This window comes from Vibrio panuliri (assembly GCF_009938205.1).
In the GTDB taxonomy this organism is placed as follows: Bacteria; Pseudomonadota; Gammaproteobacteria; order Enterobacterales; family Vibrionaceae; genus Vibrio; species Vibrio panuliri.
On the sequence record NZ_AP019654.1, the window covers coordinates 1410570 to 1425335 of the forward strand.

The window sequence follows — 14766 nt, forward strand, 5'->3', positions numbered from 1 at the left end:
CGCGTTCAACATCAATACTCCGTCATGTCCAGCAGGTGAGGTTGTGGTGCAGTAGCTATCAAAAATGGAATATTTGCTTTTGCATTAGGTAGTTGCTGCTTTTTGTTATCGGCGTAAATTGACGCTAAACAGATAATAAAAATAGGAAATCATCATGAGTGATATTCAGCAAGACTCCCCTAAAGCAGCGGTGCAAACTCTACTTTCAAAAGGTTGGAAATGGTTTGCCATTGTGGGAGCGTTAGTCTTCATTGCTGGTTTAGGTGCTTTAAGCCTGCCAGTGGCTGCTGGGGTGACAATCACCACTATCGTCGGCGGTATCTTCTTATTCAGTGGCTTAGTTCAGGCCTATCACAGCTTCAGTATTCCAACTTGGAAAGACAAACTGTGGTATGTATTCAGCGCGGTACTCTATATTGTCGGCGGCCTGTTTATTCTCTTTAAACCGTTTGCTGGTTTGATTACCATGACCATGCTTATGGTGGTGGTAATGATGTTTAATGGCGCGACAAGAATGGTCTTTGGTTTGCGCAGCACGTCGCTACCGGGTAGTGGTTGGGTTATTCTAAGTGGTTTGATTTCACTTCTAATTGGCGGCTATTTCTTTACCTTGCTCGACGACCCAGCATTCTCGTTATCATTGCTGGGTACCTTTGTGGGTATCTCGCTATTGATTGAAGGGATGAGTTTTATTCTACTTGGCGTTCAAATGCGAAAAGCAGCTAAGTAATTAGACTCTTTTCAGTAAAAAAAACAGAGCCGAAAAAGGCTCTGTTTTTGTTTGAGAAATACGCTTTTACTTGGAGTAGAACCAAGGACACTGATGGGTCTGACCTTGGTCACCTGCATCAAACGCAGGGATTAACGGCGTTTTGGTTTACGGTTGCCTTGTCCCTGGCTGCTGCCACGATTGCTGGGTTGATTGCGGGAATTGCCAGAACCGTTTGATTGCTGTCTATTGCCATTTGCAGGTTGCTCACCACCACGTTGTTTTGGCTTACCGGCTCCAGGTTTGATAAAGCCGCCTTTTGTACTTGGTTGGCCGCCTTGACGCTTGCCGTTCTCTCCACGCTTACTACCATTTTGGTTACCAAATCCAGGCTGGTTTTTGGTATGTTTGGTCGCAAAGCGTTGCGAGCCGTGTCGGCCTGATTTACGGCGCTGAGCAGGCGTAAGCACTTCTTGATCTTCCGATGGCACCAAGCAGTTTGGTTTATCACCAATCAGATGTTTTTTACCCATGTCGAGCAGTGCTTCACGAATCAATGGCCAGTTGGCAGGATCGTGGTAACGCAGCAACGCTTTATGTAGACGACGTTGACGTTCACCCTTAGCGACAGGGACGACTTCGCGTTGTTTGTACTTCACGCGTTTGAGCGGGTTGGTCTCTGAGTAGTACATCGACGTCGCATTACACATTGGTGATGGATAGAAGTTCTGTACTTGGTCACACTCAAAGTTGTTTTTCTTAAGCCACAGCGCAAGGTTAAGCATGTCTTCATCTTCGGTGCCAGGGTGGGCCGAGATAAAGTAAGGGATCAGGTACTGTTTTTTACCCGCTTCAGCGCTGTATTTTTCGAACATTTCTTTGAAGCGGTCATAGGTGCCCATGCCCGGCTTCATCATTAGATCCAGCGGACCTTTTTCAGTATGTTCTGGTGCGATTTTGAGGTAACCACCGACGTGGTGAGTCACAAGCTCACGCACGTATTCAGGTGACTCAATCGCTAAGTCATAACGAACACCAGAGGCGATCATCACTTTCTTCACGCCTTTCACCTGACGTGCTGCACGGTAGAGGTCAATGGTGTGTTTGTGGTCGGTATTGAGTTTGTTACAGATGCCCGGGAACACACACGAAGGACGACGGCAGTTTGCCTCGGCTTTCGGATCGCTACAGCCTAAGCGGTACATGTTGGCAGTTGGTCCACCGAGATCGGAGATAGTTCCGGTAAAGCCCGGTACCTTGTCACGAATCTCTTCCAGTTCAGTCAAGATAGATTCTTGAGAACGGTTTTGAATAATACGACCTTCATGTTCGGTAATCGAACAGAAAGAACAACCGCCAAAACAGCCACGCATAATGTTGACCGAGGTTTTGATCATATCGTAAGCAGGAATTTTAGCCTTGCCGTAGCTTGGGTGCGGCACGCGCGCAAAAGGCAGACCAAACACAAAATCCATTTCCTCTGTAGTGAGAGGAATAGGCGGTTGGTTAATCCAAAGCTCACGGTCGCCATGACGCTGAATAAGAGCGCGACCCGAATATGGGTTGGTCTCTAAGTGCATGATGCGGCTTGCGTGTGCATACAAGATGCGGTCGTTGTTTAGCTTTTCAAATGGCGGTAAGCGAACGGCAGATGTCGCTGCGTCATGGCGCGTTGGACGAATGACGATAGGCTGAGCTTGAGCACTGTCATCTGCTTTTGTCTCACATTGCTCTTCAACCGCGTATGGGTTTGGTGGAACAAACGCTTCTTTACGAGGCTTCTCAATCCGTGAAGAGTCAATCACATTGTAACCCGCAGGCGCTTCAGCAAGATTAACCGCTGTCCCGCGAATGTTAGTTAGGGTGGCAATATCTTCACCATCCGCTAAACGGTGCGCCAACTCAACCAGTGCACGCTCAGCGTTACCAAATAGCAGGATGTCTGCTTTGGCATCAAAGAGAACAGAGCGACGAACTTTATCTGACCAGTAATCGTAGTGGGCGAGGCGACGTAGGCTCGCCTCAATACCGCCAAGCACAATTGGTACGCCTTTGTAGGCTTCACGACAACGTTGCGAGTAGACCAGTGTAGCGCGATCTGGGCGTTTGCCACCTTCATTGTTTGGTGTGTAAGCATCGTCATGGCGCAATTTGCGGTCAGCCGTATAACGGTTGATCATTGAGTCCATGTTACCCGCAGTGATACCAAAAAATAGGTTTGGTTTACCCAGTGCCATAAAGGCATCTTTTGTATTCCATTCCGGTTGAGCAATAATACCTACACGAAAACCTTGTGACTCGAGCAGGCGACCAATAATCGCCATACCGAAACTTGGGTGATCGACGTAAGCATCACCTGTTACGATGATGATGTCACAACTATCCCATCCGAGGGCATCCATTTCCTTACGGCTAGTCGGTAAAAAGGGCGCAGTACCAAAGCATTCTGCCCAGTACTTTTTGTGCTCGTGAATTGGAGTGATGTCGTTGTACATATTTTGCTCTTAGATTCAGTGAGCGCGAATTATAGCGGCTTATCCCTTTTCTATCTATAGTTGCCAAGCGGTTATTTTGCCATCCTATCAATAGTTATACATAGACGAAATCCCTTATGGATACTGGGCTTGGCGCGTCTCAGTTGTGAGTGGTTAGCGTTTAACTCGCCGCGGACAGGCACGTGAATAAGATAGCGAAAATGCACCAGTTTGGTATCATCCGTGTCAGTTCTTAATCCCGTTAGTAATATCAATATGATTCAAAACCTATTAGCCACGTTTGCACCTATGTTGTTGGGTGCTCAGATTATTTTGACACTTGTATTAGTCAAAGGTGAGATTTGTCCAGGACAACGCGGGCGAGTACACAAGTTACTGCCGACTTTGGCGGTATTATGGCTGGCGGTAGCATCAATAAAAATCCAAGCGTTTATGGTATCCGCTGCACTGATGTACTTTTTCTCACAGGTTCAAACAAAGAAAACCCGTGAGCAAGGCCCGCTTTGGGTGATCTACTTAGCGAACGGTTTGGCGCTGGCTTATGTTGCCATTGCGATTGGCGAGCAAAGCTCTTTGGCTGCTGGCGCGAATGTGTTTATGCAGATTATTTTGCTCGGTGCCTGTTTTGCGCAGTTATTGCTGGTGGTGGCGCGCTCACGCCTGCAAGCCTTCCAACGTATTTTGCCTGTGACTGGCGTAGTTGCGGCAATGTTAACCAGCGTAACGCTACTCATGAAAGTGTATGGTTTGCCTGAAGCGCAGTTGGAAACGTTGCTTGTTCCACTGTTTACCACGCTAGGAGTGATGATTGTTGGTGTGGTGGTTTGGTGCTGGCATATGTTTAGAAGTAAAGCGGCAAGCAAGCTGCAAATGGCAATTGCATTATTGCTACTACTGGCTGCTGCTGTCGCGGGCCAGCCAATTTTTGCACTGTAGATTTGCAGACCCACGCGAAGGCGTAACTTGACGATATTCACTATTTAGATCTTCTTCACTGTAAATTCGGTTAATGAGAGCTAGGCTTAACGTATACCGAAAATAAGGAGTGGCGATATGGATCTGAGCAATGTTACAAGCCTAGACAGCATCATTCTTCTAGGTATCGTCAACGAAAAACTGCGCCTTGAATGCGACAGTTTTGACGAGCTGGTCAGTATGTATGAAATGGATGTAGAACAGGTGGTCGGCAAACTTGATGTGCTGGGTTACCAATACGACCCCTTAACCAACCAGTTCAAAGCGTATCCTCGTTAGTGGATGCAGTAGTTCCAAGATTGTAAGCCCTATCCAACTGAGATAGGGCTTTTCTTTAGGCGAGTTTAATTCCTTCCAAATTGCTTTTGCACTGCTGCTTGGCGGTAGTGAAAAACGCTTGCAGATAGCGTTTGTCCTTTTCAGAGCTTCGCGTCGCGGCAAATAGCCTGCGCCATAGACCTTCCCCAAGCGGCACACTGGCGATCAAACCTTGGCGTGAGAATTCACTAATAGCCCAATTAGGCAGCGCAGCAACACCTAAACCTGCGGAAACCATCTGCACCAGCATCAAAGTGTTGTCGCATTGTTTCCACTTAGCCGGTTCGACACCAGCAGGTTGAAGGAAATGCTTTATGACGTCGAGACGCTGTTTTTGCACCGGATATGAGATCAGCGTTTGATCGGCGATGTCTTGTGGTTCAACGGCTGATTTGGCAGCAAGTGGGTGGTTGATTGCGGTGATCAGGCGCATTTCAAAATCAAATAGGGGTTCAAAATGCACTTCCGAGCGAGGTTGAATATCGGAAGTAATCACTAAGTCCAGCTCTCCACTTAGTAGCGCTGGTAGCGGTTCAAATCCAAAGCCTGACGAAAAGTCGAGTGTGACGCTGGGCCAAGTAATTTGGTATTCCTTAAGTGCCGGCATCAACCATTGAAAACATGAGTGACATTCAATAGCCATATGTAGACGCCCATTGACATCTTCTTTCAAGCTTGCCAGTTCATTTTCTGCTTTGGCAAGTTTTGGCAGCACCTCGTCAGCAACGCGCAGCAAAATTTCCCCTTCAGAGGTGAACTTTACCGGTCGTGTTTTACGCAGGAACAGTTGTCCACCCAAACGAGATTCAAGATCTTTAATTTGGTGCGATAGTGCAGATTGAGTGAGATGCAGGGCTGTCGCCGTTGCGGTAAGTGATCCCGTATCTCGAAGTGAAACCAATGTGCGCAGATGTTTCAGCTCTATCATGAGTTCCTTTCAACTTTTACTTTCTTCCATGAATGTAATTAACCTACCGCCAATTACTGCAAAAGTAAACGTCTAGACGTCTAAATTCACGAGAGGCATATCATCCCCTTTGCCGATAAATCGGGTGAACATGAATTTTTCTAATATGCAACTTGAGTAATTGGACGTTGTTCATGATGCTGATTCACGAGATATTTTAGCCATCCAGACATCTTAACTGGCAACGAACATAAATTTTCAGCACAGGGACTATTAAAATGACAACAACGACGACACATATTCTTGGCTATCCACGTATTGGTGAAAAACGCGAGCTTAAATTTGCATTAGAAAAGTACTGGCGAGGCGAAATTGACCAAAAAGCACTGCAACAATTGGGCTCTGATCTGCGAGCGAAAAACTGGCAAACCCAACAAGAAGCTGGACTAGATTTTGTCTCTGTGGGTGATTTTGCATGGTACGACCATGTACTAACGACGACATTGCTGCTAGGGCATGTGCCAAAGCGCCATCGAAAGGGGTTCCCTGACCTAGATACCTTGTTCCGCGTTGGACGCGGTCAATCACAAGCTAATTGTGGTTGTGCTGGCAGTGCAGCGTCTGACATGACCAAGTGGTTCAATACTAACTATCACTATATTGTGCCTGAGTTCAGTAAAGACGACACATTTGAAGTGAGCTGGCCACAACTGTTTGAAGAGGTGAATCAAGCAGTTAAGGCTGGTCACAAGGTTAAGCCCGTTCTGCTTGGCCCGCTTAGTTACTTATATCTGGGTAAAGAAGTGGAGGAGGGATTTGATCGCTTGTCATTACTTCCGCGTTTGTTAACGGCTTATCAAGCGATTCTGGCAAAGTTAGCAAAGCAGGGTGTTGAGTGGGTTCAAATCGATGAACCAATTCTTGGGCTTGAGTTAGAAAAGCGTTGGGCAGACTCGTTCAAGCTTGCTTATCAAGTGCTTCGTAGTGATGTAAAAGTGCTACTGACTACCTACTTTGATTCTGTTGAAGATACGCTTGAGCGCATTGTTGAGCTTAACGTTGACGGCTTACATGTTGACCTCTCTGCGGCACCAGAGCAACTAGATGCGGTACTGGCTAAACTACCTAAAGACTGGGTATTGTCAGCGGGTGTGGTTAACGGACGCAATGTGTGGCGTGCGGACTTATCGAAGCAATTAGCGCTGTTAGAACCAGTTAAAGCCAAACTCGGGGATAAGTTATGGGTGGCAAGCTCTTGTTCGCTTCTACATAGCCCGGTGGACTTAGACCTAGAACCGGCATTGAGTGAAGAAGTGAGAAGTTGGTTTGCTTTTGCCAAGCAGAAAGTGACAGAGGTTGCGCTGTTGGGTAAAGCGCTTGATGGTGACCAAGCCGCTATCTTAGCTTGTGATACCTATAGTGCTCCAATTCAAGCGCGTAAGAGCGCCAGTCATGTAAACAAACCCCAAGTGCAACAGCGCCTAAGTGGGATCACTAAAGCACTGGCAGAGCGAAGTGCACCTTATCCAGAACGCGCCGCCCACCAAGCTGAAGTGTTGGGTCTACCGTTACTGCCAACAACGACCATCGGCTCGTTCCCACAGACGAGTGAAATTCGACTTCAGCGCAGCGCATTTCGTGCAGGCAAGCTAAGTGAAGCTGAGTATGAAACAGCGTTGAAAGGTCATATTGAAGACGCCGTTCGTCGCCAAGAAGCGCTTGACCTCGATGTTCTTGTCCATGGTGAAGCTGAGCGTAACGACATGGTGGAGTACTTTGCTGAGAACCTTGCAGGTTTCCAAACAACCAAGTTTGGTTGGGTACAAAGTTATGGCTCACGCTGCGTGAAACCTGCGATTGTTGTTGCGGATATTGAACGCGAAAAACCGATGACAGTGGAATGGTCTACGTTTGCTCAATCACTAACAAGTAAGCAAATGAAAGGCATGCTGACAGGCCCAGTGACGATTCTATGCTGGACATTCCCTCGTGAAGATATCACTCGTAAGGAAATCGCCAATCAGTTGGCTTTGGCACTGCGTGATGAGGTGTCTGACTTGCAAGATGCGGGTATCAACATTATCCAAATTGATGAGCCTGCTATTCGAGAAGGGTTACCACTTAAAAAGCGCGACCACAAAGCGTATTTAGAGTGGGCGGTCGATGCATTTAAAGTGTCAGCAGCCAGCGCCAAGCCAGAAACACAGATCCACACGCATATGTGTTACTCCGAATTCAATGAGATCATTGAGTCAGTTGCAGCGTTAGATGCTGATGTGATCACCATTGAGACATCACGTTCAAACATGGAGCTACTTAAAGCGTTTGAAGAGTTTAACTATCCGAATGAAATTGGCCCTGGTGTATACGATATCCATTCACCAAATATTCCAACTCAAGAATGGATTGAAGGCTTGCTAAACACTGCAGCGAAAAAGATTCCTGCTGAGCGCCTATGGGTAAACCCTGATTGTGGTCTTAAAACCCGTAACTGGGCAGAGACAGAAGCATCATTGGCAAACATGGTCTTAGCGGCGAAGAAATTACGTAAAGAGTTTGCTGATGCTTAGGCACGAATAACACGTAAGTTGGCTTAAACTAAAAATCCCCTACCTGATGTCAGATAGGGGATTTGTTATTTTATTTAATAAGTCTCTAGCTGAGGATAATTAATATTGTACCACCGAGCGTCATTAGAATATTGGCGATGGCATATGTGCCAGCATAACCTAAGGCAGGAATGGTCGATTTAGCGTACTCATTTACAATGTCCATTGCAGGACCACAGGTACGAGCACCGATGATGGCACCAAACAGTAGCGCGCGGTTCATCTTTAGAACATAGGCACCAACTAAATAAGCGATGGCCACGGGCACAACACTGACAATAAAGGCAAGACCAAGTACTTGTGGGCCCACCTGCGATAGGTGTTCAAACATCTTCCCACCGGCGCTTAAGCCGATACCAACCATAAAGAACATCAAACCAAGGTCTTTGACCATGTTTAACGCCCCTTGCGGAACGTAGCCGAAAGTCGGGTGATTAGCACGTAAAAAGCCTAGTGTAATACCGGAAAGCAGTAGACCGACGGCGTTACCCAAGCCAAAGGATACTTGACCAAATGTCATGGTGATTAAGCCAAACAAAATGCCCAAAATAAAGAAGCTGCAAAATGCTAGCAGGTCGGCCATTTGGCTATGAACAGAGATAAAACCAATTTTCTCTGCAAGGCCATGCACACGGCTCTTTTCGCCACTGACTTGAAGTACATCACCTTTAGCCAGCACGATATCAAGGTCCATTGGCATTTCGATTTGAGCTCGAACCACACGGTTGAGGAAACAGCCATATTCAGAAAGGTTTAAGTCTGATAGGCGTTTGCCCGCAATCACGTCACTCTTTACTACGATTTCTTCTTCGACAATGCGCAGGTCAAGTAAGTTGCGATCAAACACCTCTTTGCCGTTACGAAAACTTGGGTCGAGACGTGCGTGACTATCTGGGAAGCCAACTAAAGCGATTTCATCGCCTTCTTGCAAAATCGCGTCGCCATCTGGATGAGCCAAAATTCCACCGCGACGAATTCGCTCGATATAGCAGCCGGTTTGGCGGTAGATGCCGAGTTCGCGCAAGTTTTTGCCATCAGTCCAGTCGACTAGTTCTGGTCCAACACGGTAAGCGCGGATGATAGGTAAATACACTTTGCGTTGCCCTGAACCACCTAAACCTCGTTCTTGAGCGATTTTCTCCGCCGAATCTGACAGGTTTTCTTTTTGCAATTTTGGCAGCAGCTTGGCGAACATGATCATACTGATCAAACCAATCAGATAGGCCATCGCGTAACCGACAGAGAGGTTTTCCAATACCAAGCCAAAATCCATGTTGCGTGGTACTTCTGCCAATCCTGAGTTCAGTGCATCTTGAGCACCAACCAGTACAGGGGTAGAGGTGAGTGCCCCTGCCATCATACCTGCGGCAAGACCAAAATCGAGACCAAATGCTTCAGCACTGAAGTGGGTAATCAATAGAGCTGTCCCGAGCACAATCAAGCTGAGAATGAAGTAGTGCTTACCATCTCTAAAGAAAATGCCGAAAAAGTTAGGGCCAGCTTCAATACCAACGCAGTAAATAAACAGCATAAAGCCGATGGTTAAGGCATCAGGATCAAAAGAAAAGCCAAGGTGACCCATAATCAGCGAGGTTATTAGCACGCCAATCGAGTTTCCGAGTTGCAGGTTTCCAAAGCGAACTTTACCAATCGCGAGACCGATCGCGAGCACCACAAAGATGAGGAGAATAGGATTTTGTTGAAGCAAGAGTACGACGTCAATATTCACAGGGGCGGTTCTTGTATTAAGCCAGCCAATACTCAGTTTTCTGAGCAACGGGTTAAGTTTGACAAATTGTAACTGATTAAGAAAAAAACTTAAGTAGAAAGTACTATTATTTTTATAGCAGAAGGTTTTTTGTTTGGATTTAACTTAACTGATTGGCAGATATGAAAAAACCGCTGACTGGCAGCGGTTTTCCTAGATTCGAGCTGAGCAATTAGTCAAACAGACCAAGATTCTCTTTTGCGTATGCTTCGAAGTCATCACAGCCACCGATATGCGTTTGATCGATAAAGATCTGTGGCACGGTTTCAACTGGTTTACCAACGGTTTTTTCTAGGTCAGCCTTTGAGATGCCTTCTGCTTGAATATCAACATAGCGGTAGTTGAAGTCGTCACGTTTTGCTTTAAGAGTTTCAGCGTGCTCTTTAGCGCGAACACAGTAAGGGCATGCTGGGCGACCGAAAATAACTACGAACATAGAATCTTTCTCCTTTATTTTGATGTTGTCACTATGCCGTAAAGCTTGGTGAAAATAAAGTGGCAATTACCTCTTGATTCAATAGGGAAAATCTATCGCTATAATTTTGCACAAAAACTATCGACTAGAATCGCGAAAACCACATTTTATATGCGGTTAATTGCAACAAAGTGGGGTAGGTCAATTTATTTTCTTACGCCACAAGGCAAGCTAGATTTAGCCTAATTTTTAGCCTAAGGAGTCCGTTTGGCATGTTCCAGTTTATGACTTCCACGCGCATAATTTTTGGTGAAGGTGCGCTCCAATCCTCTCTCTCCGTTATTAATCAATTTGGCTATAGTGTTTTGTTGGTGTCAGGGAAGAACACCCAACGCGCTGCGCCTATTATTCAGTACATTAAAATGCAAGGCATGCGGTATCAACATGTCGCGATATCAGGTGAACCCAATATCACGATGGTGGAAGAGACTGCATTAAATGGACGTAAGTTTAAGCCCGACATGGTGATCGCAATTGGCGGTGGCAGTGTGATTGATATGGGCAAAGCGTTAGCTGCGATTATCCCCAATCAAGGCGATGTCTATGATTATGTTGAAGTGGTGGGGCGCAATGTTCCGCTGAAAACCAAACCCCTCCCTTTTATCGCGATTCCCACAACGGCGAGTACTGGCTCTGAAGTGACACGCAATGCAGTCCTTCGTTCTGGACAAGATCAAGTGAAAGTGAGTTTGCGCAGTCCTGAGATGTTGGCAGATGTGGCGATTGTCGACCCAACATTGACGTACGGGACAGATGCTTACACGTCTGGGCGGGGAGCAATGGATGCGTTTACGCATCTAATGGAAGCTTACGTTTGTGGCGAGCCCAATCCAATCACCGATATGATTTGCGAAGAAGGGTTAAGACGCCTAAGTGATTCCGTATTGGCTGGTTGTTTGCAAGATAACTTAAGTGCCAGAGCAGATTTGTCGTTTGCTGCCATGTTAGGAGGAATGGCGATTACCAATGCCAAGTTGGGGGCAGCCCATGGTTTAGCTTCTGCGTTGGGGGGGAAATTAGCCGCGCCGCATAGCGTGATTACCGCAAGGTTGGCGCCTTATGTGATGCAAGAAAACATCCGAGCGGCGAAGCAAGCAGGCCGAGCAGATGTTCTAGCGCGTTATCGCAAGATGGCACATATTCTGACTGGGCGCACAAATGCCTGTCGTGATGACGCCGTATTGTGGGTCAACATGATGCTGGAAAAACTATCGTTACCGAACTTAAGTGAATTTGGCGTGTGCCAAACTTCGTTTGAGCAAGTGGCCGATGACGCGCTGAAGTCTGTTGCGATTAAGGGCAATCCGCTACCGTTAACTAAAGAGCGCCTAATGCATATATTGCAGCAGGTGTGCCAATGTAATGGCAGTTGTGAGCCAGAAATTAGCTTTGATAGCAAAACTAAAGTGTCATTGATTTCGGAATCGGGGCAGGGGGGAGAGTCGGTCTTTCAGAACCCTTAATAAGTGGTTCCGAAGCGATAAAAAAGAGGCCGAACGGCCTCTTTTTTAGAAGTGTGAAAGCTTGTCGTAACGAGAGTCTTTCAATGCATCTTTAACGCGGCGAAGGTTTTCACGGAAGCCCGTGCCACGACGCAACGTAAAGCCTGTCGCAAGTACATCGATTACCGTCATTTGAACCACGCGGCTCGCCATTGGCATGTAGACATCAGTGTCTTCCGGCACATCCAAAGAGATGGTTAGAGAGCTTGCTTTGTCTAGTGGCGAATCTTTCGCTGTAATTGCGATAACCGTTGCACCATTCTCACGCGCAAGATTGGCGATTTCGACTTGGCTCTTGGTACGGCCTGTATGAGAGATCAACACGATAACGTCGTTATCGGTACAGTTGATACAACTCATACGTTGCATCACGATATCTTCAAAACAAGTAATCGGGATATTGAAACGGATAAACTTGTTTTGTGCATCTTTTGCTACCGCTGAAGATGCGCCTAAACCAAAGAACGAAATACGTTTAGCTTGGGTCAACAAATCGACAGCACGGTTGACTTGCATTGGGTCTAGGCTGTTTTTCGCCACATCCAAGCACGCCATGGTAGATTCAAAAATCTTATGGCTGTATGCATCCGGACCGTCGTCTTCTTCAACGTTACGGTTGACGTATGGAGTCCCATTAGCAAGGCTCTGCGCAAGGTGCAGTTTAAAATCAGGAAAGCCTTTGGTGTCTAAGCGGCGACAAAAACGGTTAACGGTAGGCTCACTTACATCAGCCATTTTAGCTAATGTTGCAATGCTAGAGTGAATTGCAGTCTGCGGCGACGCCATGATCACTTCCGCGACCTTGCGTTCAGACTTACTGAAATTCTCTAGATTTTTCTGTATTTTTTCTAATGTATTCATAGTGTTCACAAGGGTATAGAGAACAACTCGCTCAACGGGCTTATTATGCTCTCAATCAAAAAGATCAAGTATGTAATGAGTAATAAGCGCCCGATAGCGCCGTTGAACCAGTATAAACCTAACCTTAAGTATTACAGTAATTTTTATACAGACCAATTGGTGAGAATATGACAGGCATCAAACATTATTTTGTTAAAACTACAAAAATTCGCTTGATATAGGCGCTATATGTCGAGAATCTAACCGTTGCTGATAACAAATTACACTAAAACAGAAAGAAAATTTCAGTTTGCCAATATTTTGTCTGCAAGTTGATTAATTTTTGTTAACAGAGTTGGTGCACCGGTTTGGGCTATTTGACGCTGCTCCACTAACACATTCTGTAAAATCTCACAGGTAGAAAGCGGGTTCGCCAGCACAACACGGAAAACAATGGTGTTCAAACCATCCACTTGTTTTGGATTCAAGCGTGTACGTGACACAAATGAACGTCCATTTTCACGTTGACGTTTTTGCACAAACTTAGTGAGTTCGTTAACAAGTTTGTTGAGCTCAGCTAATTGCTCTTTCGATGCTATCGCCATCGCTTGACGTACATTGACAGGCACGTAGCGGTAGGTGAGTAAGCACAGTTCAGGTTCAGAAACCAACTCGAAATCACTTTGCTGCTTGATCAAATCGGCAAAGTAAGCCGCTTTATTAATGCTTTGATCAATCAGTAGTTCATATCCCGGACGGCTAATAATGTGCATCGCGGCATAGACAAGCATCGCCATACCAGAACGAGAACCTTCCAGTGTATGACTGCCTAAATCTTTCGAACCTTTACGTAGGATGTATTGCGCATGGTGCTCAATTGACTTCATCGCACTTGGGTCTTTAAACAAAACCATACCTGCACCCATCGGGATGTAGAGTTGTTTATGCGCATCAATAGTCACCGAGTCTGCCAGTTCAATACCATTGAGAAGATGACGATGGTTGTTGGACATCAATGTCGCGCCACCCCATGCTGCATCAACGTGGAAATGGCAGTTTTCTTCTTGGCAGATGGCAGCAATTTCTGGTAGCGGATCAATGTTACCTGTTTCGGTCGTGCCCGCGACACCTACAACTGCGAAAGGCTTAATGCTTTTTGCTTTCAGTTCTTGGATCTTGCTCTTCAAACTTTCAGGACAAACACGGTTATTGCTGTCCGTTTTGACTGCAACTAAGCCATCTTGGCCCAAACCAAGCACGTCAGCTGCTTTTTTCAACGAGTAGTGACCACGTTCTGAAACTAAAATCGCCATGCCTTCATAGCCATAATGCTTCATCGCCTTAAATAGGCCTTCTTTCTCAACGCCGCGAAAACCGTTTTGCGGACGAAGTGCGTTGTTACGAGCGACCCACAGGGCAGTGATGTTGGCAATCGTACCACCAGAGCAAAAAGCGCCTAGTGAGTGATTGGCACTATGCATCCACTTACTGTAAAAACCGTCGGTTTGAGCGTAGATAAGACGATGCAACATCCCCAACACTTGGCGTTCCAATGGCGTAAATGCCTTTGAAGTTTCGATTTTTACCAAGTTCTGGTTGAGCGCAATCATGATCTTAGATAGCGGCATCAAAAAGTAAGGTAGCGCAGAGGTCATGTGACCGATAAAACTCGGCGCAGAAGTGTGAACAGAGTGCGAAACCAAAGTATCAAGTAAATGCTGCGTATGGTCGGAAACAAACTCTGGTTGCTCAGGAATAGCTGGAGAAGAGAAGTCTTTCTCTATCTCTTTGAGAGGTTTTTCTTCCGCGACGATGTGCTCACGTAAAAACTTATTCAAGTTACGTGACAGTTCAGCTTCGATTTGGGTAAGTGTTGAGTCTGGGCCTTCAGGGACGGTGAAGATTCGAAGTAAACTTTCGAAACTAGCGTCGGCCAATTTTTGTTCCGATACCATGCAATAACATTGCTCTTATCATAGGTTGTTGCAGCCGAACAATCTAAACGAAAATGCGAACAAAGTCCCGTCTTAATTAAAGAAACTTAGATTGTAACTTCGGCTATTGGCTTATTTATCGAGAGGATAGTAGTGATTTGAGTGATAATTGGTCAAATCTCAGCGTCGACGATAAGTGACATCAAGTGATATAGAAACTTGACGTCACTTTGC

At 46.1% G+C, this 14766-nt stretch carries 11 protein-coding genes; 5 read left to right on the forward strand and 6 right to left on the reverse strand.

Annotated elements, in window-relative coordinates:
• Nucleotides 1-154 precede the first annotated feature (154 nt).
• Nucleotides 155-730: an HdeD family acid-resistance protein gene (locus GZK95_RS06410; RefSeq protein ID WP_075709420.1), complete on the forward strand. Its 576-nt coding sequence runs from the start codon at nucleotides 155-157 to the stop codon at nucleotides 728-730.
• 131 nt (nucleotides 731-861) lie between these two features.
• On the opposite strand, the gene GZK95_RS06415 is transcribed toward GZK95_RS06410, so the two are convergent.
• The gene (locus tag GZK95_RS06415) at nucleotides 862-3204 is read right to left on the reverse strand and encodes a YgiQ family radical SAM protein (protein ID WP_075716429.1); all 2343 of its coding nucleotides are present in this window, start codon (nucleotides 3202-3204) and stop codon (nucleotides 862-864) included.
• Between the two features lie 255 nt (nucleotides 3205-3459).
• Here GZK95_RS06415 and GZK95_RS06420 point away from each other — a divergent pair, with 255 nt between their 5' ends.
• Nucleotides 3460-4140 (forward strand): hypothetical protein, encoded by a 681-nt coding sequence (locus GZK95_RS06420; protein WP_075709422.1) that lies wholly within the window; start codon nucleotides 3460-3462, stop codon nucleotides 4138-4140.
• Between the two features lie 117 nt (nucleotides 4141-4257).
• On the forward strand, nucleotides 4258-4458 hold the full coding sequence (locus GZK95_RS06425; protein WP_075709423.1) for a DUF4250 domain-containing protein: 201 nt from the start codon (nucleotides 4258-4260) through the stop codon (nucleotides 4456-4458).
• Nucleotides 4459-4513: 55 nt separating this feature from the next.
• Here the strand turns inward: GZK95_RS06425 and GZK95_RS06430 are convergent, their stop codons facing one another.
• On the reverse strand, nucleotides 4514-5425 hold the full coding sequence (locus GZK95_RS06430; protein ID WP_075716430.1) for a LysR substrate-binding domain-containing protein: 912 nt from the start codon (nucleotides 5423-5425) through the stop codon (nucleotides 4514-4516).
• A gap of 257 nt (nucleotides 5426-5682) precedes the next feature.
• Here GZK95_RS06430 and metE point away from each other — a divergent pair, with 257 nt between their 5' ends.
• Nucleotides 5683-7974 (forward strand): 5-methyltetrahydropteroyltriglutamate--homocysteine S-methyltransferase, encoded by a 2292-nt coding sequence (gene metE / locus GZK95_RS06435; RefSeq protein WP_075716431.1) that lies wholly within the window; start codon nucleotides 5683-5685, stop codon nucleotides 7972-7974.
• Nucleotides 7975-8059: 85 nt separating this feature from the next.
• Here the strand turns inward: metE and GZK95_RS06440 are convergent, their stop codons facing one another.
• Both GZK95_RS06440 and GZK95_RS06445 read right to left on the reverse strand, forming a co-directional pair.
• The gene (locus GZK95_RS06440) at nucleotides 8060-9742 is read right to left on the reverse strand and encodes an aspartate:alanine antiporter (protein WP_075709426.1); all 1683 of its coding nucleotides are present in this window, start codon (nucleotides 9740-9742) and stop codon (nucleotides 8060-8062) included.
• Between the two features lie 211 nt (nucleotides 9743-9953).
• Entirely contained in the window at nucleotides 9954-10217 is a 264-nt protein-coding gene (locus GZK95_RS06445) for a GrxA family glutaredoxin (protein ID WP_075648868.1), read from the reverse strand.
• Nucleotides 10218-10468: 251 nt separating this feature from the next.
• On the opposite strand from GZK95_RS06445, the gene GZK95_RS06450 reads away from it, so the two are divergent.
• Nucleotides 10469-11719 (forward strand): iron-containing alcohol dehydrogenase, encoded by a 1251-nt coding sequence (locus GZK95_RS06450; protein WP_075716519.1) that lies wholly within the window; start codon nucleotides 10469-10471, stop codon nucleotides 11717-11719.
• 45 nt (nucleotides 11720-11764) lie between these two features.
• On the opposite strand, the gene GZK95_RS06455 is transcribed toward GZK95_RS06450, so the two are convergent.
• Both GZK95_RS06455 and panP read right to left on the reverse strand, forming a co-directional pair.
• Nucleotides 11765-12619 (reverse strand): MurR/RpiR family transcriptional regulator, encoded by an 855-nt coding sequence (locus tag GZK95_RS06455; protein WP_075648870.1) that lies wholly within the window; start codon nucleotides 12617-12619, stop codon nucleotides 11765-11767.
• A gap of 284 nt (nucleotides 12620-12903) precedes the next feature.
• Entirely contained in the window at nucleotides 12904-14553 is a 1650-nt protein-coding gene (gene panP, locus GZK95_RS06460; RefSeq protein ID WP_075709428.1) for a pyridoxal-dependent aspartate 1-decarboxylase PanP, read from the reverse strand.
• Nucleotides 14554-14766: the final 213 nt, after the last annotated feature.

Bases quoted from the DNA above. Each gene is read 5' to 3' on its own strand.
- GZK95_RS06420 (WP_075709422.1), top strand. From the start codon at position 3,460: ATGATTCAAAACCTATTAGCCACGTTTGCACCTATGTTGTTGGGTGCT.
- GZK95_RS06430 (WP_075716430.1), bottom strand. From the start codon at position 5,425: ATGATAGAGCTGAAACATCTGCGCACATTGGTTTCACTTCGAGATACG.
- panP (WP_075709428.1), bottom strand. From the start codon at position 14,553: ATGGTATCGGAACAAAAATTGGCCGACGCTAGTTTCGAAAGTTTACTT.
- GZK95_RS06445 (WP_075648868.1), bottom strand. From the start codon at position 10,217: ATGTTCGTAGTTATTTTCGGTCGCCCAGCATGCCCTTACTGTGTTCGC.
- GZK95_RS06450 (WP_075716519.1), top strand. From the start codon at position 10,469: ATGTTCCAGTTTATGACTTCCACGCGCATAATTTTTGGTGAAGGTGCG.
- GZK95_RS06425 (WP_075709423.1), top strand. From the start codon at position 4,258: ATGGATCTGAGCAATGTTACAAGCCTAGACAGCATCATTCTTCTAGGT.
- metE (WP_075716431.1), top strand. From the start codon at position 5,683: ATGACAACAACGACGACACATATTCTTGGCTATCCACGTATTGGTGAA.
- GZK95_RS06410 (WP_075709420.1), top strand. From the start codon at position 155: ATGAGTGATATTCAGCAAGACTCCCCTAAAGCAGCGGTGCAAACTCTA.
- GZK95_RS06415 (WP_075716429.1), bottom strand. From the start codon at position 3,204: ATGTACAACGACATCACTCCAATTCACGAGCACAAAAAGTACTGGGCA.
- GZK95_RS06455 (WP_075648870.1), bottom strand. From the start codon at position 12,619: ATGAATACATTAGAAAAAATACAGAAAAATCTAGAGAATTTCAGTAAG.